The following is a 15,006-nucleotide window of genomic DNA, read 5'->3' as shown; positions in this document are numbered from 1 at the left end:
TGCAGATTCAGACATAGACAAATCCGCGATAAGCCATACGGCTATTTACCCCGCAGCTCCTCCTCTATTTGCTCTAGCGATTTCCCTTTTGTTTCGGGCAGCTTTATCCAAATAAAAACCAACCCGAACACGCATATTATCCCATAAAGCCAGAAGGTTCCTGCTGCACCAAAACCCTTATTGAGTAGCGGAAATGTGTAGGTTAGCAAAAAACAGGCAGCCCATAAGGCCAATGTGGCCACCGACATGGCTGCAGCTCTAATCCTATTCGGAAATATTTCGGAAAGAACCACCCAGGTAATTGGAGCCAACGACATGCTGTAGCAGGCAATTGCCAGCACCACCAAAATAAGGAGCGGCAACCCTTGCACCTGAAAAAAATAGAGCGAACCAAGAATGGTATAAATAAGTGCCAATCCACCTGCACCAATCAGCATAAGCGCCCTTCTCCCAATTTTATCTACCGTATAAATGGCAACAAAGGTGAAGAGTAGGTTAACGCTACCAGTAATCACAATATTGAAGAGTATGTCGGTTACGCTATAACCAGCAGCCGAGAAAATTTCCTGTGCATAGTTAAATATCACATTTATTCCACACCACTGCTGGAAGATTGCAATAACAACACCTATGGTAAGAATTCGTCCAGCACCCGACTTAAACAAGCTCCCAAACGAAGGCTTTGTATCATCCTCAGCCCTCACCTTTTTAATCTCCTCCAGCTCCCTTCTAGCCGACTCGTCGCCTGCTATTCGCTTAAGGATGGCAAAAGCCTGCTCATTCCGACCTTTGCTTGCAAGCCAACGCGGACTCTCTGGGATAAAAAGTACAAATACAAAAAATAAAATAGCCGGCAGGGCGCAAGCGTAAAACATCCAACGCCACCCCATTTGCCCATTCCACGATGCCAAGATCTCCGATAACGTTGTATTAGGCGCAACGGGATCGGCTATTTGCCAGTTGATAAGCTGAGCCGCCAAAATACCAATAACGATAGTCAGCTGATTTAACGATACGAACCGCCCTCTAACGCTCGATGGCGATATCTCCGCTATGTACATCGGCGAAAGGTTGGAAGCCAAGCCAATGCCCACACCACCCATCAACCTAAATAGTATAAAGATCCAAAAGGTGCTGGTTGCTCCCGTTCCAAGCGCAGAGATTATAAAAAGCGCAGCAGCTAGCAGCAGCAGCTTCTTGCGCCCGTATGCATCGCTCAACATTCCCGAAAGACCTGCGCCAGCAAAACACCCAACCAAAGCGCTACTCATAGCCCATCCTTGCAGGAAAGGCGAGCCAGCAATTCCAAAAAAAGGTTCGTAGAATGGTTTTGCACCACCAATCACCACCCAGTCGTAGCCAAACAGCAGGCCACCAAAGGCAGATGCAACCGAGATTGCCAAGATGTAACCTAAGTTAATATTGCTTTTTCCCATTTGTTTTATTGTAGGATAGCCTCACGATTTTAAGACTATCGGTTACTTGCTAAGTTTTCTTTTTTAATAAAATCAAATTAAATGCACCTTAAAGGATAAATAAATGCCCAATCCTACGATAGCATGGATTATATCACGATTAATGTTAACAAGATTTTTTTCTTAAGAAACAATTGATTGCTATCTTGCCCGCCAAGATACGACCATAAAACAAACTCAAATACAATGAAAAGGAAGGATGGGTTTACAGGGCAGATGGCGGTAAACATTCCTGGCTCGGTTATTCAACAGGTGGTAAAAGATGGATATATCAACCATCTATACCTGGCAGATATTGGCTACTACCCTGTGGCCAACTTCCACTACCGAGAGCGCGAAAAAGGATGCGCCGAGTACATCCTGATATACTGTGTTGGAGGCAAAGGCTGGTTTAAGTATAGCAACCAGCCCCGTCAGGAGGTGCTTCCTGGCAACTTCTTCATCCTTCCGCCCGGCAATGCGCACCGGTATGGGGCAGATCGGCATAACCCGTGGAGCATTTACTGGGTACATTTCACTGGCCACACAGCCTCTACTTTTACCGCCAACGAGGACAACCTTCTCCAGTCCATCGCCTACCAGGAAAGGGATGAGCACACCCTGCTGTTTGACGAGATTATAGCCACGCTAAGCGCTGGAGTAAGCGACGAAAACATTGCCTACTCGTGCGGGTGCCTAAACCACCTGCTCACCCTCTTTAAGTACAACCATATTTACGACCGTAATCGCCACCCCCGCTATAACAATTTTCTCGAGCAGGCCATCATTTACATGAAAAACAACCTGCACAGAAAACTGATTCTCTCCGAAATAGCCGCAGCATCCAACCTATCGGCCTCCCACTTCTCGACTCTCTTTAAGCAGCGAACCAACCGATCACCGATGGAGTACTTTACCTTCCTAAAAATACAACGAGCCTGCCACCTGCTCGACAACAACAGCATCCGCATAAAGGAAGTTGCCCAAATGCTTGGATTCGACGACCCGTTCTACTTTTCGCGCCTCTTTAGCAAGGTGATGCTGCTTTCTCCATCCGAATACCGCAGCGCGAGAAAAGGATAAAGAAGGCACCAGCCCCCAAACCACCTCCTGAAAAATAAAACCAAAGAAAAATATCGATCCAAAAGCCGACAAATGCTTCCAAGATAGTGACAATGTCGATCTAAACACCGACAAATGCTTCCAAGATGGTGACAATGTCAATCTAAACACCGACAAATGCTTCCAAGCTAGCGACAATGTCGATCTAAATGCTGAAAGATGCTTCCAAGATGATGACAGAAGCGATCTAAATGGTGAAAGATGCCTCTAAGATAACGACAGAACCAATCTAAAAATCGGATAAAACAAAAAAGGCCATCCCCAACTGGAGATGGCCACATATATTCTTTTCAAAAAACTACTGAATCACCTTAACATCTAGGGTAATTGAGCGGTTAGAACCATTTGTTCCTTCCATCTTAACCACCTTGAAAATACCCTTTTGACCAAGTACAGTTTGGAATGCACGGCAGTCGCCAACATTAAGTTTTATTTGACCATCTGCTACTAAACTGGCAGCTGGCATCTTACCATTTGTATATTCATCGCTAGTTGCTACCGCAAACTTTGTAGCATTCAAGAAAGCAAACTTTCTAATTATGTTATCGTAGTTAGTTGGTCCAACATACTTTCCTGCAGCATCAACTTTCTTAAATATTGGATCAGAAAGTGGCGATATGGTTGCTCCATTTGTATCACCATAGTAGTAAACAAAGTCTACATACTGAGCATTGAAAACTGCATCTTCAAGCTTATAGGTTTTATCTGTCATTACAGAGTAGAATCCGCCGTAAGTGCTTGTTGTATTAAGCTGTCCAGCAAGCAACACAACTCTTTGTGGCTTTAAAGATACCGTACCCTTTGGTCCTACAGAAATTGTAGTAGATCCAATACGTCCTTTTTTATCTACCGCTTGGAAAGTAATAGTAGAAATAGTTTGCCCTACAGCAACGTTATACTTTTCTTCATGAAACTTATCCGCTCCATTGAACCAACCTTCGTTCAAAGTGCTATCCATTACTGTAAAGGTTTGCGAACCAATAGTAGTCGAAATCTTCACCTTCTCTAGCTTATCTTTTTGAGCGCCCATATCGAAGCGAACAACAACAGGTACTGTTTCTCCTGCTTCTGCGGTAATTGAAGTAACAGCAACACCGTTTTGCTTAACAGTCACAACAGGCTTGTCGGCCTCTGGAGCGTCTAGTAAATCGTCTTTTGTACAAGAGGTAAATGCTGCACCTGCTAGCAACAGGGACATTGCCAGTAATTTAAATTTTCTCATAGCTAAAATTGATATTAATAATTTGTGCAAAGTTCGCAAAAAGGAGCTTTTACACTAAATGGTTAGTAATGTATAGCAAAAGAGCATGTCAAAAAATATGAATATAAATACCCATAAGCCAAGGCTAAACATACTACAAATCAATTTGTTAAAATACTTGATTTATTTTCACAACAACTGCACATTTACTAATGTGTAACGGATGAAAGGCAGATAAAAAGCGTATACAGGAGATAAATATTTAACACAAAGTAGATCGTAAGCAAATAAATTGTCCATAAAATGCTTCCGTACACCAAAAAACAGCCCTAAATCGGTTCAACAAAAGCAATACAGTTTGCCTCTCCATCATTTTTCGCGATATTGCAGCATCGTTTTAGAAAATCAGCATGCTTACAATTAGCAATCTCACGGTAGAGTTCGAAGGTGTTGGCCCAGTGGCTAAAAGTATCAGCCTGAAGGTAAACAAAGGAGAGTCGGTTGGGCTCGTAGGAGAGTCAGGTTCGGGTAAATCCATCACCTCTCTTGCCGTCATGGGGCTACTACCACCAGCGGCAAAAGTTAGCGGTAGCATTCTTTTTAGTAAGGAGGATGGAACAGAGGTAGAGCTCTGCGTGGCCGACAAAAATTACCCCCAACGGGTTAGGGGGCGCGAGATTGCTATGATTTTTCAGGAGCCAATGACGGCCCTGAACCCAACCATTCGCTGCGGCGAGCAGGTTGATGAGATGACCAGAGAAAATCTAGGCCTAAATAGTCGCGAAGCAAAGGCCAAAACGCTGCAGCTTTTCGGCGAGGTGCTTCTTCCCGACCCCGAAAAGGCCTATCGCTCCTACCCTCACGAGCTAAGTGGCGGCCAACGCCAACGGGTTATGATAGCAATGGCCATATCGTGTAAGCCACAGCTGCTCATTGCCGACGAGCCTACAACTGCGCTAGATGTTACCGTACAAAAGGAGATACTAGAGCTGCTGAAATCGCTGAAAAATCGGTATGGAATGGCGCTAATATTCATATCACACGATTTGAGGATTGTTTCCGAGGTATGCGATCGCATTGTGGTAATGCGGCGCGGTGACATGGTGGAGGAAGGGTCATCTACCAATATTTTTCACCATCCGCAGCAACCCTATACCAAAGCGCTAATTAGCTGCCTTCCCCCCATTAATTATCGTCCAGAACGGCTACTTACCGTTAAGGAGTTCACCGAACAGGAATCGCCGTCAATTATACTGCAAACCGACGAAGCACGCCAAAATCAGCATCACCAGCTATACCAACAAGCACCAATTCTTTCAGTAAAAGATCTATATGCAGGATACTCTTTTGGTGGATCGCTATTTAGCAAAACTCGTAAGCTCTTCAAGGCGGTAAAAAATGTTCACTTCGATGTTTATCCATGCGAGACATTTGGCTTGGTAGGCGAATCGGGCTGCGGAAAAACTTCGTTAGGTAGAACGCTGGTTGGCCTAGTAAAAAGCCTAAGCGGGAGCATCGAATTTGAAGGAAAAAGAATAGACAAGCTAGCTGGAGAGGAGCTTCGCCTAATGCGTCGCCACATCCAAATGATATTTCAAGATCCTTTCTCGTCGTTAAACCCTAAAATTACCGTTGGCGAAGCTATTCTCGAACCAATGCGCGTACACGGAGTGGGCAAAAACGAGGCAGAACGAAAAGAACGAATGAACCACCTGCTCAAAAAGGTTGGACTCCCTGCTGAAGTTGCCAACCGCTATCCTCACGAGTTCTCGGGAGGACAACGACAACGAATCGTTATAGCACGCACGCTAGCCCTAGAGCCCAAGCTGGTTATCTGCGACGAATCAGTTTCTGCCCTAGATGTCTCTGTTCAAGCTCAGGTTCTCAACCTCCTTAACGACCTAAAACAGGAGTTGGGCCTCACCTACATCTTCATTTCCCACGATTTAAGCGTAGTTCGATACATGAGCGATCGTATAATGGTGATGCAAAAAGGAGAGCTTGTTGAGCTAAACGAAGCCGACGAGCTGTACCGACATCCCCAAAAAGCGTACACAAAACAGCTAATTGGAGCAATACCCAAATCGAGCTAACGCCTATTTGGAGGCAAAGTTTCTAATAAACAAAAAAAGATATGCGCATATCCCATCTTTTTCTTGGCATATTGGATGGAAACTAATAAGTTTGCTAACCATACCGATGCAAGATGAGCGCACCAGATTCAAGAATTACCAACTTCTTAAACCAGCACAAGGTTTTAACCTTAGCCACCAGCTTTGGAGACGAACCCTATTGCGCTAACTTGTTCTATGCTTACCTCCCGGAGGAGGGTTGCCTAGTAATCACCTCCGACATGAATACCAAGCATATCCGAAATATTTCCCATAACATATTTGTTGCAGGAAGCGTAGTTGACGCCAACGAAACAACCAATGAATACAAAGGAATACAGTTTCAGGGTGTTATTTCGGAACCCAATACTGACTTTGCTCAAAAAGCAAAAGCAAGCTATACTACAAAGTTCTCTTTTTCTGCAGGCATGAACACCACCCTCTGGGTAATAGACCTTACCTACATAAAATACACCGATAGCGAGCTAGGCTTTGGCAAAAAGCTAACGTGGAAAAAGTAACAATGCAACTAACGACACTAATTACAGGTGCAACTGGTTTTCTTGGCGCATACACCGCGCTCGAATTTCTAAGAGCAGGATATAAAGTAAAAGGGACCTACCGCAGCACATCCTCCATAAAAAAAGCAAAGCACATATTTTGCTACCACCCCGATGGCCTAAAGCTATTTGATAGCATCGAATGGGTTAATGTCGATCTTGAAGATTATAACGAAGTAAGAAAAGCATTCTTGAATGTCGACTTTGTAGTACATACTGCTGCCGAAGTTTCGTTTAACAAACGCCGTAAAAACCAAATTATAGAAAATAATACGCGGATGGCCGCCTACGTTGTTGATGCTGCACTCGAGACAGGGGTTAAAAAGCTATGCCACATTAGCTCCATTGCGGCTCTTGGATCGACCACTAACGGGGATTTAATAAACGAAGAAACAAAGTTTTCATCGGTTAAGGAGCAAAGCGGATACTCTATAAGCAAGTTCTATTCAGAGATGGAGGTTTGGAGAGGAATAAACAGCGGTTTAAATGCCGTAATACTCAACCCTTCTGTAATCTTTGGCGCAGGAGACTGGAAAAGTAGCAGCTCAACCTTTGTCGCAACGGCTGGAAAAGGAACACCATTCTACACCCTCGGGGTTACCGGTTTTGTCGATGTAAAGGATGTAGCACACGCCTGCAGGCTTACCCTCGAAAGTGAGCTTTCTGGCGAAAGATACCTTCTAAGCGCAGAAAACATCAGCTATCAAGAGCTATTCAACAGTATGGCAGATGAACTTGGAAAAAAACGCCCCTCCATTAAGGCAACACCAGCCCTAATGAAAGTTGTGGCTTGCGCATGCATGAGCACATCGTTGCTTACAGGGAAAGAGCCACAAATCACATTTAGCATCGCACGTTCTGCTTGGAACAAAATGTACTACGATGGCTCAAAAATAGAAAAGTTGCTAAACTTTAAGTATACGCCCATCTCCGAAACTATCCGATTTGCTTGCGATTGCTATAAAAAAGATAACCCCTCTAAAAAATGAAGCGAGCAGTAGTTATTGTAGCCGGAGGATCAGGAACTAGAATGAACAGCGAAATTCCGAAGCAGTTTTTACTACTTAAAGGTATGCCCATACTAATGCATACCGTCACTCGCTTTCACCGTTTTGATAGCAACATGCAGCTAATCATCGTGCTTCCAAAGTCCGAGGCTGATCGCTGGGAAAGGCTCTGTGATGAATTCCATTTCAGCATTGCCCATCAGGTTGTAGAAGGAGGAAGCACTCGCTTTCACTCCGTGAAAAATGGGCTTGCACTTGTTGATGGCAACACCATAGTAGGTATACACGATGGTGTCAGGCCACTTATCGCGTCAAACGTAATTGAGAGATGTTTTGCGGAAGCTGCCAATGGCCAGTCTGTTGTCCCCACCATCCCCTCAGTTGACTCGCTAAGAATGGTTACAAACGATGGAAATATTGCGTTAGACAGAAGCCTCATAAGGCTCGTTCAAACACCTCAAGTCTTTCCATCCAGCTTGCTAAAATCAGCTTACGAGCAGGAATATACTCCTACATTTACAGATGATGCATCGGTGGTTGAAGCAATGGGCTACCCCATTACTTTAGCAGAAGGGAATGTTGAAAACATTAAAATAACAAACCCTCTCGACTTAGCTATTGCCGAGAGGGTTTTCGAAAGTGTTATCTAAATTTTATAATATCCTGCTTTACCATTTGCCAGTATGGCTTAAAGATATTCACCGTATCCTGCTTTACAATCGTATAAAAGGTCAACGTATCTTTGACTACATCAAACGCGTATAAAAGCGTTTTTTTGCCATTGCTCATAAAAATGGCATCCTTCGGAAAGGTACCATGAAAACAATCGGCGCCATAGCAGATCTTAAAGTTTTTTATTCCCTTTATTCCGGTTACAAATCCCGAATCGGTAAAAACAACCTCCTTTAGCAAAGACGCTCCCAGCACCGAACGATATGTTCCTGAAAGAAGAATTTGGTTAAGCTTTTTTCTAAAAACACTTCCCCTATCCAACCTTTTAAAAGCGGTATCCACCTTTGCATACTGCCAGCAATTGTTGCTCCACTTCTCCTCAAATTTAAATACCTTTTTGATGTTTACCACTCCAATGGTATCCGTAAACCTTGACAGTAAGTACTTTCCTTTCGAAATTTTCGCCAACTTTAAATTGTAGGTAGACGAAATACCTGTACATAGAACAGAATCATTCCACCCCTTCTTAAAAGACATCTGCAAAAAAAGAGGAGAGATCCCAACCTTTGCTACCGATTTTCTTGCAGCAATACTATCAAGATACTGCTGACAAACCCACGTCCCCTCAAGGGTTAGCGGAATGTGGCTTTTCTTGAAGCTCAGAAAGTAGTAAAGTCCTGCAACCAAAAAAATAAAGAACGAGAGAGAAATCAAAGCTATTTTTAGCCTATTTCCGCTTACTGTCCTGTGGAAGTGGATAGGGCTTTGCATATTTATTCGAGTAAATGATAAATCCGATCCCCAACAAAATAAAAGGAATGCTCAATAGCTGTCCCATATTCAATGCCATGGCCTGCTCAAATCCTACCTGATCGTTCTTAATAAACTCTATTAAGAACCTTGCCATAAAGAGTAGAATCAGGAAAACACCAAACTGTGCCCCTGGCTTTTTAAAGGCATAATTCTTCTTGAAGTGAAGCCAATATAGCACAAAAAAGATAAAAAGATACGCTAGAGCTTCATAAATCTGCGTTGGATGCTTCGGCAAAGTTTCTCCTGCTCTTCTAAATACAAAACCCCATGGAAGGTTTGTAACGTGGCCGTATATTTCTGAGTTCATCAGATTTCCAAGACGAACAAACATACCAGCAATAGGTACGGCTAAAGCAATGCGATCTAACAGCCAAATAAATGGACGCTTGTGCTTTCGGGAGTATAGCCATAAAGCTAAAAGAATCCCAATTGCAGCTCCATGACTTGCCAACCCACCTTCTCGTATATTTAATATATGCCAAGGGTGCGAGAAATAGTATTCTGGCTGATAAAAGAGCACGTGCCCCAATCGAGCGCCAACAACAACCCCTATACCCACATAAAAAGCTAGGGTATCAATCTCTGTCACCTTAATTCCTTCGTACTTGTACATTTTAGTGAAAACCCAGTAACTCACCACAAACGCAAAAGCAAATAGAATTCCGTAGTAGCGTACATCAAAGCCAAATACAGAAAAGAACACGGGGTCCAAATTCCAGTTAATTACAAGTAAACTCATCTTTTTATTATGCTTTATTTAAGGTGAAAACAAACGAGCTGCCTTCACCAACCTTGCTTCGTACATTAATTGTTTGGCGGTGGGCCTCTATTATATGCTTGACAATGGCCAAACCGAGCCCCGTACCACCCGTATCTCGCGAACGGCTTTTATCCGCACGAAAGAAACGTTCAAAAATACGGTTTAAATCCTTCTGCTCAATACCTGCACCATCATCAGAAACTTCGACCAGCACGTGGTCGAACATGTCGGAAAAGGAGACGATAGTTGTTCCCCCATCCTTTCCGTAGTTAATCGAGTTGACGATTAAGTTAACAAAAACCTGCGATATACGCATCCTATCTGCACTCACATAAATAGGTGTATCCTTGCTTCTTGCAATCTCAATTTTTATGTTTCGAGCCGCCGCTTTCATTTCGAGGCTATCCACAATCTCTTGAACAAGAGCAACCACGTTAAACTTTTCGCAGTTGATTTTGAGCTCGCCCGCCTCTAACCGCGAAATAGACTCCAAATCTTGCACGATAGAAATCATGCGGTTAATGCTACGTTCGGCTCTTTCAAGGTACACGCGGTTAATCGTTTGATCTTCCAAACCTCCATCCAAAAGGGTGGAAATGTATCCCTGAATATTAAAAATAGGAGTCTTGAGCTCGTGCGAAACGTTGCCCAAAAACTCCTTTCTATATTTTTCCATTTCTCGAAGACGAGTAAGCTCGTTACCTCGCTTGGCAGCCCACTGCGTTAGCTCCTCTTCCAGCTCCTTTCCAATATCTTTTCCTTCCAAAAACTCCTTCAGCTCAGAATCGGAAAGATTCAACTTCTGAATAGTTTTATATATAGGCGTTATCTTTTCGAAAATTAGCTGGTTTAGCAAGTAGTAGATAATGATAAACACCACCATAAACGTCACCAATGCAATTGCAACACCCAGCAGTACATCCTCCGAATTTTTACCATGGGGGTATGCCCACCAAAAAACAAGCAGAACAATGGCAGATGTAATTGTTGAAATCAACACCGACATCTGCTTAGGCGAGGTTATTTGCATAGTTAAACGTTTTCTACTTCCCGAGATACTGCTTCATCAGCTTAGTGACATACTTTCCTAAAATATCAAACTCCAGATTAACTACCGTTCCAACCTTAAATTCGTGGAAGTTGGTATGCGCGTAGGTGTAAGGTATTATCGCAACCGAAAACTGGTCGTCTTTAGAATTTACCACCGTTAAGCTAACCCCGTTTACTGTAATGGAGCCCTTTTCTACGGTAACATTACCTAGCGAAGGATCGTACTTAAAGGTAAAGTACCAGCTTCCATCCACCTCTTCTATGGAGGTACAAGTTGCGGTTTGGTCTACATGCCCCTGAACAATGTGCCCGTCAAGAAGCGCCTCCATGCGCATGCTGCGCTCGAGGTTTACCTTATCGCCTTCCTGTAGCAATCCAAGGTTACTTTTCTGTAACGTTTCTAAAATAGCGGTAACGGTATATTGCCCCTCCTCTAAATTTACAACGGTAAGGCAAACGCCGTTGTGCGCTACACTTTGGTCTATTTTAAGCTGGTCTGCAAACGAGCAGCTCACAGTAATGTGCAGATTCTCTTTGTCCTTTACAAGCTTAACCACTTTGGCTGCTTCCTCTACAATTCCTGAAAACATTGTCAAATTTGTTATTACGTCCTAAAAAAGTGCAAGATATAACGCCTTATCAAGATTCCAATATCCAAAAGAGCTAATAAATTCCGAAGAAATCTAACAATCTTTCTTATTTTTGCGAGTTGTGGGATATTGTGTATCTACCATAAAGAATACAATTTTGAGAAAATTACCTATACTTCTTGTTTCAAGTGGGGTGATAATGCTAGCGTTCACCCAATGCGCTCATGTGATGAGTCCAACCGGTGGTCCTAAAGACAGCCTTGCACCAGTTATTGTAAGAAGTTTGCCAGCCCAATTTAGCCGAAATGTTGCAGAGAAGAAGCTCGAGCTCTCCTTCAACGAGTACGTTACGCTTAAAGATCTTCAGAAAAACCTTTACGTATCGCCTCCCATTGACGAGGAGCTGGACATACGAGAAAAAGGGAAAAAAATTGAGGTGCTAATCAGCAAAAAGCTGCAGAATAACACCACCTACTCCATCAACTTCGCCAACTCAATTGTTGATGTCAACGAGAATAACCCGGTTAAAAATTTCAGCTACATATTCTCAACTGGCAGCCAACTGGACACAATGCGCCTTAACGGTAAAGTTTTTGATGCAAAAACAATGCGTCCTATGGCAGATGCCTTCATTTTTATGTATGAAAATGACAGCTTAGAAGCACCAATGCGGCATAAGCCCAACGTAATATCCAAAACAGATAAGAACGGAATTTTTATTGCCAACAATCTTAAAAATAGAAGCTATAAGATTATTGCAATAAAAGATGCAAACCGCAACTATCTGTTCGACCCTGGTTTTGATGATATCGCCTTCGACAAAAAGCGATTCGGCCCTGTCAACATATCAGCACGCCCTGATACCATGCCGGATTCTACTTGGCGATCGCAACTTCCGCCTCAAGTCAAGCTTAAAATCTTTTCTGAAGAGAAAAGGCAACAGTATATCAAGGGCAAAGACCGTCCCGAAAAGTTCAAAATGTCCGTTTTCTTTAATAGCCCAAACCCTATCATTAAAAAGCTAGCGATTGACGGGTTAACAGAAAACGATTTTCTGATTCAAAAAACAGCCAACAACGACACCATTACCTACTGGCTAAAAGATGCAACACGTAAGGTTGCCGATACTCTTGTAGCGAACTACACCTACATGAAGAGTGACAGTACCGGAAAATTGGTGGAAACGGTTGAAAAAATTTCGTGGGAGCTTCCCCTCGCCAAATCGGATAGGGTAAAGAGCAAGAAGAAGGAGGCTGAAGAGTCTAAAAAGGTAAGCGCAGCCACCACCCAATTTGAAATGCCTGATGGCACAGTAAACGATGAGGGTGGACTATTTATGAACTTAAACCTGCCGTTAACAAGGCTCGACACCTCTAAGTTTTCGCTAGTTCGTATTGATGAGAACGATGCGAAAGTTCCCATTCCTTTCAAATTTAAGCCTGTTACAAACAGCTTAACCAGCTACGAAATTGTAGCGAAATGGATAGAAGATAGCCGCTATGAAATCGTAGCAGACTCGAATGTAGTCACCAACATTGCCCATGCGGTAAACGATTCCATCAAATTCAGCTTCCAAACATCCAGCTCTAGCAAATTTGGAACCTTCCTTTTAGACTTCAAAAATGTAAAGACAAATCTCATTGTCCAAATTCTTGATTCTAAATACAAAATTACGCGCGAAAAGATTGTCTTAAAAAATGGAGTAGTAAAATTCCCCTACATTAAGGCAAGCTCGTACTACATCCGAATTGTTGAAGATGCCAACAAAAATGGGGTTTGGGACACCGGAAACTACTTAAACCAAGTAGAACCAGAGCGAGTTGGATATCTTCACAAGGAGAAGGAAGAGCAATTTCAGCTACGCACTGGATGGGAAAACGAAATTACCGTCGATATTGACGAAGTTTTTGCAAACTATTAGCATATGTCAGTAATTCTTCAATTTGCCATTTTTCCAACCGACAAAGGTTCGAGTGTTAGCCAATACGTTAGCAAAGCAATTGAGGCTATCCGCAACACCGGGTATCCCTACCAGCTCACGCCAATGTGTACCATCATAGAAACGGAAACGTTGGAGGAAGCCTTTGCGGCTGTTGGCAAGGCCAACGAGGCAATTGCTCCGTATGCCGAAAGGATTTACCTGACTATTAACGTAGACATTCGCAACGGCAAAAACGGAAGAATGGAGCAAAAGGTAAGCTCTATTCAGCAGAAAATTGGCGACGTAAATTTGTAAATATAGCATCTCGTGACGCATTTAAACGAAACTTTAAATGCCGCAAATAACTATTTGAATGAAAAAAATACTCCTCATACTGTTAGTAGTAGCAGCAGCAAGTTCCGTTTCTGCTCAATCGAATAAGTACCCTCATAAAACATATCTTGGGGTAAACTTTGGATATGGCTTTTCTGGAATTATGTTCCAGCCTAAAATGGATCAAAAAGCATATCCATCCAGCTATAGTGGAGGTTTGTCCTTTAAGTATAAAGGAGAAAAGTATATGTCATTTCAGGGAGAAGTAAACTACTCCCATAGAGGTTATAGGCAGGTGGGCGAAAAAGTTGACTACGAAAGAACCCTAAACGCGGTAATGATTCCAATCATGGCGCAAGGTAATGTAACCTACAAACGCCTAAACGCCATAGTCGATTTAGGATGCTACGCCAGCTACATTCTAAATTCGCAAGAAAAAAGCCCCGCAAATGGTCCATCAACCGATTACGACTTTTTGCTAGCTCGAGATCATCGCTACGAATTTGGTGTGCTAGCAGGTGGCGGATTCTACTTCGACCTCAAGCCCATACTTTTTCAGCTATCAGCCCGTTACTACTACGGGTTAACCAATATGATGTCCCCTGTATATATGAATCACAAGCCAGACGATTCCCGTCTATACCAGTTTCAGATATCAGGGAGTCTTTTTTTCGACTTAGGTTCGATTTTTGTAAAGCAGCCTAAGCTAACTAAAAAATAATTTTATGCGGAATGTTGTCCTGATTTTTCTTTTTTCGGCAATCGCACTTTGGGGTAATGCCCAAACTTACACTACCGAAGAGGGTCTGGCCACCTTCTACAGCAACAAGTTCCATGGTCGAAAGACCTCCAGCGGCGAAGTTTACCGCAAAACTAAGCTTACAGCCGCACACCCCAACCTTCCTTTTGGTACGGAAGTAAAAGTTACCAATATTGACAACGGAAAATCGGTAATTGTCAGAATCAACGACAGGTGCTCCCCTCGCCGAATAGCGATCGATTTATCGAAAGCGGCAGCCGCCAAAATAGATATGATAGGTGCTGGAATGAAAATGGTGAGAATAGAGGTTGTTACCGACAGCATCAAACAATCCTATCTAGCGCAGGAGATCAACACAGATTCGACAGGAGCCGACTCTACGGCAACCCTCAGCCCAAACCTTGTAAGCAGCGAAAGAAACTTTTCGGTTCAGGTGGCTAGCGTTGCAACATTAAAGAATGCGAATAGGCTAACCAGCCATCTAACCAGTACCTATAACGTTGTTTCAGATCACAAAAAAGTGAAAACACGAAGAGGTAGATCGCTTTACAAAGTACTTGTTGGAGCATTCTCCTCGCGCGACGAAGCATCAACCTTCCTGTCGCTGCTGAAGAAAACGTACCCAACAGCATTTATTATCCCATTTAAGTAA

At 43.0% G+C, this 15,006-nt stretch carries 15 protein-coding genes; 9 read left to right on the top strand and 6 right to left on the bottom strand.

Annotated elements, in window-relative coordinates; genetic code table 11:
* Window positions 1-41: 41 nt before the first annotated feature.
* On the bottom strand, window positions 42-1,436 hold the full coding sequence (locus tag L990_RS06105; protein WP_047446526.1) for a sugar porter family MFS transporter: 1,395 nt from the start codon (window positions 1,434-1,436) through the stop codon (window positions 42-44).
* A 225-nt stretch (window positions 1,437-1,661) separates the two neighbouring features.
* Here L990_RS06105 and L990_RS06100 point away from each other — a divergent pair, with 225 nt between their 5' ends.
* Window positions 1,662-2,537: an AraC family transcriptional regulator gene (locus L990_RS06100; RefSeq protein ID WP_047446524.1), complete on the top strand. Its 876-nt coding sequence runs from the start codon at window positions 1,662-1,664 to the stop codon at window positions 2,535-2,537.
* A 337-nt stretch (window positions 2,538-2,874) separates the two neighbouring features.
* On the opposite strand, the gene L990_RS06095 is transcribed toward L990_RS06100, so the two are convergent.
* The gene (locus tag L990_RS06095) at window positions 2,875-3,798 is read right to left on the bottom strand and encodes a hypothetical protein (protein WP_047446522.1); all 924 of its coding nucleotides are present in this window, start codon (window positions 3,796-3,798) and stop codon (window positions 2,875-2,877) included.
* A gap of 389 nt (window positions 3,799-4,187) precedes the next feature.
* Between L990_RS06095 and L990_RS06090 the strand changes: the two genes are divergently transcribed.
* The 4 genes from L990_RS06090 to L990_RS06075 all read left to right on the top strand — a co-directional run bounded on the left by L990_RS06090 (window position 4,188) and on the right by L990_RS06075 (window position 8,105).
* Window positions 4,188-5,870 carry an ABC transporter ATP-binding protein gene (locus L990_RS06090; RefSeq protein WP_047446520.1) on the top strand — a complete coding sequence of 561 codons (1,683 nt, stop codon included), beginning with the start codon at window positions 4,188-4,190 and terminating at the stop codon, window positions 5,868-5,870.
* Window positions 5,871-5,983: 113 nt separating this feature from the next.
* Window positions 5,984-6,409, top strand: a complete 426-nt coding sequence (locus L990_RS06085; RefSeq protein ID WP_047446518.1) for a pyridoxamine 5'-phosphate oxidase family protein — start codon at window positions 5,984-5,986, stop codon at window positions 6,407-6,409.
* Window positions 6,410-6,411: 2 nt separating this feature from the next.
* On the top strand, window positions 6,412-7,437 hold the full coding sequence (locus tag L990_RS06080) for an NAD-dependent epimerase/dehydratase family protein (protein WP_047446516.1): 1,026 nt from the start codon (window positions 6,412-6,414) through the stop codon (window positions 7,435-7,437).
* The gene (locus L990_RS06075; protein WP_047446514.1) at window positions 7,434-8,105 is read left to right on the top strand and encodes a 2-C-methyl-D-erythritol 4-phosphate cytidylyltransferase; all 672 of its coding nucleotides are present in this window, start codon (window positions 7,434-7,436) and stop codon (window positions 8,103-8,105) included. The genes L990_RS06080 and L990_RS06075 overlap by 4 nt, the downstream gene beginning before the upstream one ends.
* Here L990_RS06075 and L990_RS06070 read toward each other — a convergent pair.
* The 4 genes from L990_RS06070 to L990_RS06055 are packed head-to-tail and all read right to left on the bottom strand — an operon-like array spanning window position 8,098 to window position 11,340.
* Window positions 8,098-8,898, bottom strand: a complete 801-nt coding sequence (locus L990_RS06070; protein ID WP_047446512.1) for a hypothetical protein — start codon at window positions 8,896-8,898, stop codon at window positions 8,098-8,100. The two genes, L990_RS06075 and L990_RS06070, sit on opposite strands and share 8 nt — an antisense overlap.
* Window positions 8,855-9,679 (bottom strand): prolipoprotein diacylglyceryl transferase, encoded by an 825-nt coding sequence (gene lgt, locus L990_RS06065; protein WP_047446510.1) that lies wholly within the window; start codon window positions 9,677-9,679, stop codon window positions 8,855-8,857. The genes L990_RS06070 and lgt overlap by 44 nt, the downstream gene beginning before the upstream one ends.
* 7 nt (window positions 9,680-9,686) lie before the next feature.
* A complete protein-coding gene (locus L990_RS06060; protein ID WP_047446508.1) occupies window positions 9,687-10,730 on the bottom strand; it encodes a sensor histidine kinase in 1,044 nt (347 codons plus the stop codon).
* Window positions 10,731-10,743: 13 nt separating this feature from the next.
* Window positions 10,744-11,340, bottom strand: coding sequence for a riboflavin synthase (locus tag L990_RS06055; protein ID WP_047446507.1), 597 nt, complete (start codon window positions 11,338-11,340; stop codon window positions 10,744-10,746).
* A gap of 157 nt (window positions 11,341-11,497) precedes the next feature.
* On the opposite strand from L990_RS06055, the gene L990_RS06050 reads away from it, so the two are divergent.
* The 4 genes from L990_RS06050 to L990_RS19150 are packed head-to-tail and all read left to right on the top strand — an operon-like array spanning window position 11,498 to window position 15,006.
* Window positions 11,498-13,261, top strand: a complete 1,764-nt coding sequence (locus tag L990_RS06050) for an Ig-like domain-containing protein (protein WP_156121374.1) — start codon at window positions 11,498-11,500, stop codon at window positions 13,259-13,261.
* Between the two features lie 3 nt (window positions 13,262-13,264).
* A complete protein-coding gene (locus L990_RS06045) occupies window positions 13,265-13,576 on the top strand; it encodes an MTH1187 family thiamine-binding protein (RefSeq protein WP_047446503.1) in 312 nt (103 codons plus the stop codon).
* A 58-nt stretch (window positions 13,577-13,634) separates the two neighbouring features.
* Window positions 13,635-14,315, top strand: a complete 681-nt coding sequence (locus L990_RS06040; protein ID WP_047446501.1) for a porin family protein — start codon at window positions 13,635-13,637, stop codon at window positions 14,313-14,315.
* A gap of 4 nt (window positions 14,316-14,319) precedes the next feature.
* On the top strand, window positions 14,320-15,006 hold the full coding sequence (locus L990_RS19150; RefSeq protein WP_052180785.1) for a septal ring lytic transglycosylase RlpA family protein: 687 nt from the start codon (window positions 14,320-14,322) through the stop codon (window positions 15,004-15,006).

Source organism: Alistipes sp. ZOR0009 (genome assembly GCF_000798815.1).
Lineage (GTDB): Bacteria > Bacteroidota > Bacteroidia > Bacteroidales > ZOR0009 > Acetobacteroides.
The sequence above is the reverse complement of the archived record's forward strand: the minus strand, read 5'-3'. Positions and strand labels throughout refer to the sequence as shown.

Excerpts from the sequence above, each read along its gene's own strand:
- L990_RS06100 (WP_047446524.1), top strand. The coding sequence starts at position 1,662 with ATGAAAAGGAAGGATGGGTTTACAGGGCAGATGGCGGTAAACATTCCT.
- L990_RS06085 (WP_047446518.1), top strand. The coding sequence starts at position 5,984 with ATGAGCGCACCAGATTCAAGAATTACCAACTTCTTAAACCAGCACAAG.
- lgt (WP_047446510.1), bottom strand. The coding sequence starts at position 9,679 with ATGAGTTTACTTGTAATTAACTGGAATTTGGACCCCGTGTTCTTTTCT.
- L990_RS06055 (WP_047446507.1), bottom strand. The coding sequence starts at position 11,340 with ATGTTTTCAGGAATTGTAGAGGAAGCAGCCAAAGTGGTTAAGCTTGTA.
- L990_RS06070 (WP_047446512.1), bottom strand. The coding sequence starts at position 8,898 with ATGCAAAGCCCTATCCACTTCCACAGGACAGTAAGCGGAAATAGGCTA.
- L990_RS06090 (WP_047446520.1), top strand. The coding sequence starts at position 4,188 with ATGCTTACAATTAGCAATCTCACGGTAGAGTTCGAAGGTGTTGGCCCA.
- L990_RS06080 (WP_047446516.1), top strand. The coding sequence starts at position 6,412 with ATGCAACTAACGACACTAATTACAGGTGCAACTGGTTTTCTTGGCGCA.
- L990_RS06060 (WP_047446508.1), bottom strand. The coding sequence starts at position 10,730 with ATGCAAATAACCTCGCCTAAGCAGATGTCGGTGTTGATTTCAACAATT.
- L990_RS06040 (WP_047446501.1), top strand. The coding sequence starts at position 13,635 with ATGAAAAAAATACTCCTCATACTGTTAGTAGTAGCAGCAGCAAGTTCC.
- L990_RS19150 (WP_052180785.1), top strand. The coding sequence starts at position 14,320 with ATGCGGAATGTTGTCCTGATTTTTCTTTTTTCGGCAATCGCACTTTGG.
- L990_RS06045 (WP_047446503.1), top strand. The coding sequence starts at position 13,265 with ATGTCAGTAATTCTTCAATTTGCCATTTTTCCAACCGACAAAGGTTCG.
- L990_RS06075 (WP_047446514.1), top strand. The coding sequence starts at position 7,434 with ATGAAGCGAGCAGTAGTTATTGTAGCCGGAGGATCAGGAACTAGAATG.
- L990_RS06095 (WP_047446522.1), bottom strand. The coding sequence starts at position 3,798 with ATGAGAAAATTTAAATTACTGGCAATGTCCCTGTTGCTAGCAGGTGCA.
- L990_RS06105 (WP_047446526.1), bottom strand. The coding sequence starts at position 1,436 with ATGGGAAAAAGCAATATTAACTTAGGTTACATCTTGGCAATCTCGGTT.